Here is a 5,030-nt window from a genome sequence, read left to right as displayed (position 1 = left end):
TTTTCGCGGCCAATGCGAACAGCTTCTTTAAGGATTTCAACTTCCAGTGTTTTGTTACCGAGGACGCGTTCCAACTGCCGGATTCGCTTTTTCAGGGCCTTTACTTCGGCAACGCTGACAACCTCGTCATTGGCTTCAATGGCTGTTTTGCCGCCTTCACTCATCTGCTTTCTCCAGCGGTAAAGCAAATTCGGAGCAACGCCATACGTTCGTGCCACCAGGGAAACCGACTGACCTGGGGCCATGCTGGCCTCTATCAGGCGAACTTTTTCGCCGACAGACCAACGGCGACGGGGCGTTATGTTTACTATCTCCACCGTTGAACTTGTTTTAGCACTAGTTCCAGCCATAGTTCCAGCACCTCATCCCTAGTTAGAGGGGTGTCCGGTCGAAATGGGGGCTACTCCAATTCCCCAATCGGCAACGCTTTGCCGGGCAGTACGCGCGTACCCGGAACTGTTTGCACTGGTGGGGGCGAAGGTGCCGGATTTTAGGGGATTGTTCTTGCGCGGCCACGGTGCGCAGACCAGTTCCCACTGTGGGATGGTGACGCACCAGAGCGGTGCGCTGGGGCAACTTCAGGGCGATGCTACAAGGAATATTATAGGTCATGTCGGTGATGTCATGACCTCAGGCAGCGCTGAGGTCGGTAATTACACTGGAGCGTTTTATGTGACCCACCATACTCCAAATTCGATTGGGTATGGAGGAATTTATTCGCGGGAACATATTAGTTCAGCTTTTGATGCTTCTCGTGTGGTTCCCACTGCCGAAGAAATCCGGCCTGTGAACCGGGCGGTGCGATACCTCATGTGGGCCTTGCCCTGAGCTTCATCACGCCCGGCCCCAGCGCGTACCCGGAACTGTCCGCTCTTGTCGGCCCCCAGGTGCCCGATCTGCGCGGACTTTTTCTCCGTGGCCACGGGGGAAACAGCGCTGCGCTGGGCGTCCAGCAAGGAGATGCGATCAGAAATCTGACCGGTTCATTGTACATGATTGGCCTGCACGGCACCGCGCCAAATGGCTCTTTTAGTTTTGCCGAGAACTGGCCTGTGTATCAGGAGTCTGATTCCTGGTCATCGGCTTGGAGAGAAGGAGCACTTAACTTCAATGCTGCACAGCAAGTTCCCACCGCCTCCGAAAATCGCCCCGTGAACACCGCTGTTCGTTATCTGATCCGCGCCCGGCCATAGGCCGCTTTCTGGTCAGTGCGGCGCGTACCCGGAACTGTTTGCGCTTGTGGGCGCGAACGTACCCGATGTGAGGGGGCGTGTTCTTTGGGGCGACGCCGTGCCCGGCAAGGCCCTTGATGCCGGGTTGCCCAACGTATCAGGTGGTGCTGTAGGCTTGGCCTCAAACCCTGGCTTTGGTGAAGTCCAAACAGCCTATGGGGCTCTTCGGATTACGAGAACAGGCATTGGGGGCGTGTTGTACTACAATGCTCCTACCACAGCCGCCTTTGATTTAGACGCGTCTCGCTCGTCGGCTGTTTATGGGCGGAGTACCACGGTGCAGCCTCCGGCGCTCACTGCCCGTTTTCTGATCCGCGCCCGGCCCTGAGCCTCTTCCCGGCTCTCCCCACGCGTAGCGCCAAATTTGACGACCTATGTCACAACTGCCCTTGCATCACCAGTATTTTTGATTATTAAATATAGAAAAATATATTGGTAGAGGTGGGGAACAATGGCAGATAAAGAGCCCAAGCCTTACGATGAAAGAACTGACCTTGAGAAAATTCGGTCCCAATGGAAAAAGTTAAGTGGGCTGCTTAGTCGGAGTGATTGGTCAGCCGCTGTGGTACGAGCTGCAACCGCAACTGAGTTGGCTGTCACGTTCGCTATTCGATACGAATTTACCCAAAAGAGTGAACTTGATACGTCGTTCATTGATGGACTTCTTGGGTGGGCGAACGGCCTCATTGGCAAGGTTGACAAATTGCTTTTGCCGTTGCTTGAACGTACCGAGAAGCATAATACTGTTAAAAAATTATACAACCTTGCGGAAAAGATCAATAATAGACGGAATATGATTGTTCATCGCGGAGAATTTTGTGATAAAAGAAGTACTATAACGCTAATCAACCATTGCAAGGAATTTGTAGATGGGATTGTACAAATTTATGATCCTAAGTTTATTTTGAAAGAAATAAAAGATTTGACTGATGCCCCGCCATCAACTTTGACACCAGCCGGATCTTCCCCACGGCCAACGGAAACCGCCCGGTGAATAGGCCGTCCTGTATTTCGTGCGCGCCCGGCCCTGACCGCTTTCCGCGCCCTCGCGCGCGTACCCGGAACTATTGCGTTCATGGGCAGCCAGGTCCCGGATTTTGAGGGGCTTGTTTCTGCGCGATCATGGGCGGGGCAGCGCGGCGTCGGACATTGTTCAGAATAATATGGTTGGGGCACATGACCATATCGTATCCAGCCGAGCCAGTGAGTAAGGTGGGAGCGGTACGCCATCCCCACACGGCCGCGCAAACAGCTATTGCATGGGTATGGGCATGAGGTATCATCTAAGGGGATAATCTATGAAATTTACAAGTGACATTTGATTCGCGCCAGACGATGAATATGTATGCTGGTGTTCCTGCATCAACAAAGGAGAAGTGTTGCGCGCCATTCAACAGGGAGCCAAGACGATTGACGATATTCACACTGTCACAGGAGCATGTACTTAAGGGCGATGTGCTGAAAAAAATCCGCGCGGCAGATGATGTTTACGGGAAATCCGTATCCTTCTCGGCGAGAAGAGCAGCACTTCCTGAACAGAGTAACTTTGAGAATTGACATTCTCGCATTGCCCGCAGGCTGTGGGCGCGGGCGTCAACTCATGCTACCACCGGAGCATTTTCACATTGAAAATTTGTAAATGCTCTGACACAAGACAACTTGTGCTCAGTAAACATAATTTCTGAATGCAGAACGTCGCGATTATATAAATTTTTATATAGTCTCGGTGCTCTCTATCCTCTTTATTGTGTAAAATTATCAATAAAAAACCGTTTTCCTTACCGTGTTCCCTTCTCTTCCTCGCTTTCCGGCGCTGTTTGCTGTTGTCGGCTGTAACTTGTTAAAATTAAAGTATTTATTCTTGATAGGACACGGCGGCAAGAGTGCCGTCGTGAGTACCCGGAAAAGGACGCTCTGAAAAGCCAGCGCCAACGCTCAACGATCCATGGCAGCCGCAATGACGATTGTGAAAGATGACGGAAATGGAAACTGAACACCATACCGCAGATGGCGGGGCTGAAATAGGATCCGTAATCATGCCTTCCGTAACCGTGTCCGCGTCCGCCTGGAGATTTTTTGCATGCAAAAAAACGCTCCATGTTCACGGTCGAAACCGGGCATGAAGCGGCTGTGGCCGGGCCGGAAAAGCACTTTGCAGCGTTTTCCGACCCGGTCCCTTAACGCAGCGGCATTATCGCGGCTTATGTATGATATCGATGTGTTCGGCTTTATTCTCGCTGTTCGGGTAAATACGGTAGGTGTATTCGCCGTCGGTCACTTTTACGTTTTCCACTTCCCGGGCGAAACGGGTCTTGCCCGTGTCATCCCGCACCGTAAGATTCCTGGTTTTCCCGTCCGCCGTCATGTTCCAAAGTCCGTGCATCTTCGGTTTGCCGTCCAGAGTGACCATCTTGAAGGCGTGGTCGGGAAAATATTCCGCTTTACCGAAGAATGCCGCCACCTTTTCATCCTCGGCGGGTACGCTGGCACCCTTCTGATCCACGGCGTCCGTTGTAATCCACACCTTTCCGACCATTATTTGTTCATAAGGATTCAGAGCGGCAGGTGCACTTGGGGCTTTTTCGGCCGCATAGGCGTTTGCGGCGAGTATACAAAATGCCAGCAACAGGCAGAATATATGCTTCATTGTAAGTCTCTTGTTCAGATGGTCTGTATAAAACAGAGGGTTACAGGTTTATCCGGATATAAAGTCTAATACATAGCATTTTTGATTACAAGTCACGCCATAGTTGTCGATCCCGCTCCCTGCTCCAGAGCGGAGGAGAACGTTTACGCATGGACCCGGACGAGACCAAACGCTTTCCGCCCAACCTGATCATAAACCCGGCTCGAAATTGAGACGCTCGCGGCAGGAAAGGCGTCCGCCGCGCCCTGTATGTCCGCGCCAAGGAAGGCCGGCGGAACAACAGGCCGGCGAAAGCCGGACAATCAAGCCATCCTCGCGCGTCATGCGGAAAGGGTTCCATATACACAATCAAAACCCCCCGCTAGGTGGTCTGACCCCTGTCAAGTAGACAGGTAAAAATCCCCCGGGGCAACGATTACGCGGCCAGCTTTTCTCGGTACTCTACCGGGGAAAGCTGGCCGAGCCTTTTCTGAAACCGTTCCTTGTTGTAGAAGAGGATATATGCTTCTACCAAGGCAATAGTTTCATCCTTGGGTAACGGTTGGTTGTCTGTAAATAATTCTGTTTTGAGATGAGAGAAGAATGACTCCGCACAGGCGTTATCCAGGCAGTTCCCCTTACGGGAATGGCTGCCAAGAATCTGCAAACTGCCAAGCCGCTCCTGATATGTCTTGTGGGTGTATTGAAAGCCCTGATCAGAGTGCAACACGGCTCCAGGCATGGCCGGAAGTCTAGACAGTGTGGCAAGCACCAGTTCAAGGTCATTTCTGGCTGAGAGGCTGTATGCGATAATCTCGGTGTTGTGCAAATCCTGCACTGCCGACAAGTAAATAAAACCGGAGCTTGTCGGCAGATAGGTGATATCTGTCGCAAGTTTTTTACCGGGAACATCGCTTTTGAAGTCACGGCCAAGGAGGTTCGGAAACACAATACTGCCCGATTTGCCAACGTAACGGCGTTTTTTACGGATAACCGATTGAATGCCAAGTTTTTGCATCAAGCGATGAACTCGCTTATGGTTTACGATAAGCCCTTACGATGCAAAGTTGTCGTTATACGACGATATCCGTAGAAGGGGCGTAATGAGTGAATTGCTTTAATGTACTCCAAGATACCTTCATTGTTGTCTTGCTTGGGTACACTCTTCTTCC

Annotated in this window: 5 protein-coding genes and 1 pseudogene; 3 read left to right on the top strand and 3 right to left on the bottom strand. The window is 51.6% G+C overall.

Going from position 1 to position 5,030, the window contains the following annotated elements; translation table 11 throughout:
• A partial coding sequence (locus HMPREF1022_RS06605; protein WP_035060753.1) for a transposase occupies positions 1-350 on the bottom strand: 350 nt, incomplete at its 3' end.
• A gap of 462 nt (positions 351-812) precedes the next feature.
• Between HMPREF1022_RS06605 and HMPREF1022_RS18035 the strand changes: the two genes are divergently transcribed.
• The 3 genes and pseudogenes from HMPREF1022_RS18035 to HMPREF1022_RS19170 all read left to right on the top strand — a co-directional run.
• Positions 813-1,193, top strand: coding sequence for a hypothetical protein (locus tag HMPREF1022_RS18035; protein WP_156802861.1), 381 nt, complete (start codon positions 813-815; stop codon positions 1,191-1,193).
• A 490-nt stretch (positions 1,194-1,683) separates the two neighbouring features.
• Positions 1,684-2,226 carry a hypothetical protein gene (locus HMPREF1022_RS18030; RefSeq protein WP_009302426.1) on the top strand — a complete coding sequence of 181 codons (543 nt, stop codon included), beginning with the start codon at positions 1,684-1,686 and terminating at the stop codon, positions 2,224-2,226.
• 358 nt (positions 2,227-2,584) lie between these two features.
• Positions 2,585-2,680 (top strand): annotated as a pseudogene (locus HMPREF1022_RS19170) ((2Fe-2S)-binding protein); the annotation flags it as partial.
• Positions 2,681-3,423: 743 nt separating this feature from the next.
• Here HMPREF1022_RS19170 and HMPREF1022_RS06600 read toward each other — a convergent pair.
• Together HMPREF1022_RS06600 and HMPREF1022_RS06595 are read right to left on the bottom strand one after the other, a co-directional pair.
• Positions 3,424-3,879: a DUF4822 domain-containing protein gene (locus HMPREF1022_RS06600; RefSeq protein ID WP_009302425.1), complete on the bottom strand. Its 456-nt coding sequence runs from the start codon at positions 3,877-3,879 to the stop codon at positions 3,424-3,426.
• A gap of 415 nt (positions 3,880-4,294) precedes the next feature.
• On the bottom strand, positions 4,295-4,906 hold the full coding sequence (locus HMPREF1022_RS06595) for an IS3 family transposase (protein WP_269544150.1): 612 nt from the start codon (positions 4,904-4,906) through the stop codon (positions 4,295-4,297).
• Positions 4,907-5,030 lie beyond the last annotated feature (124 nt).

Origin of the sequence: Desulfovibrio sp. 6_1_46AFAA, from assembly GCF_000224635.1 — a bacterium.
Classification (GTDB): Bacteria; Desulfobacterota; Desulfovibrionia; order Desulfovibrionales; family Desulfovibrionaceae; genus Desulfovibrio; species Desulfovibrio fairfieldensis.
This window is presented reverse-complemented; position numbering and strand designations above follow the sequence as displayed.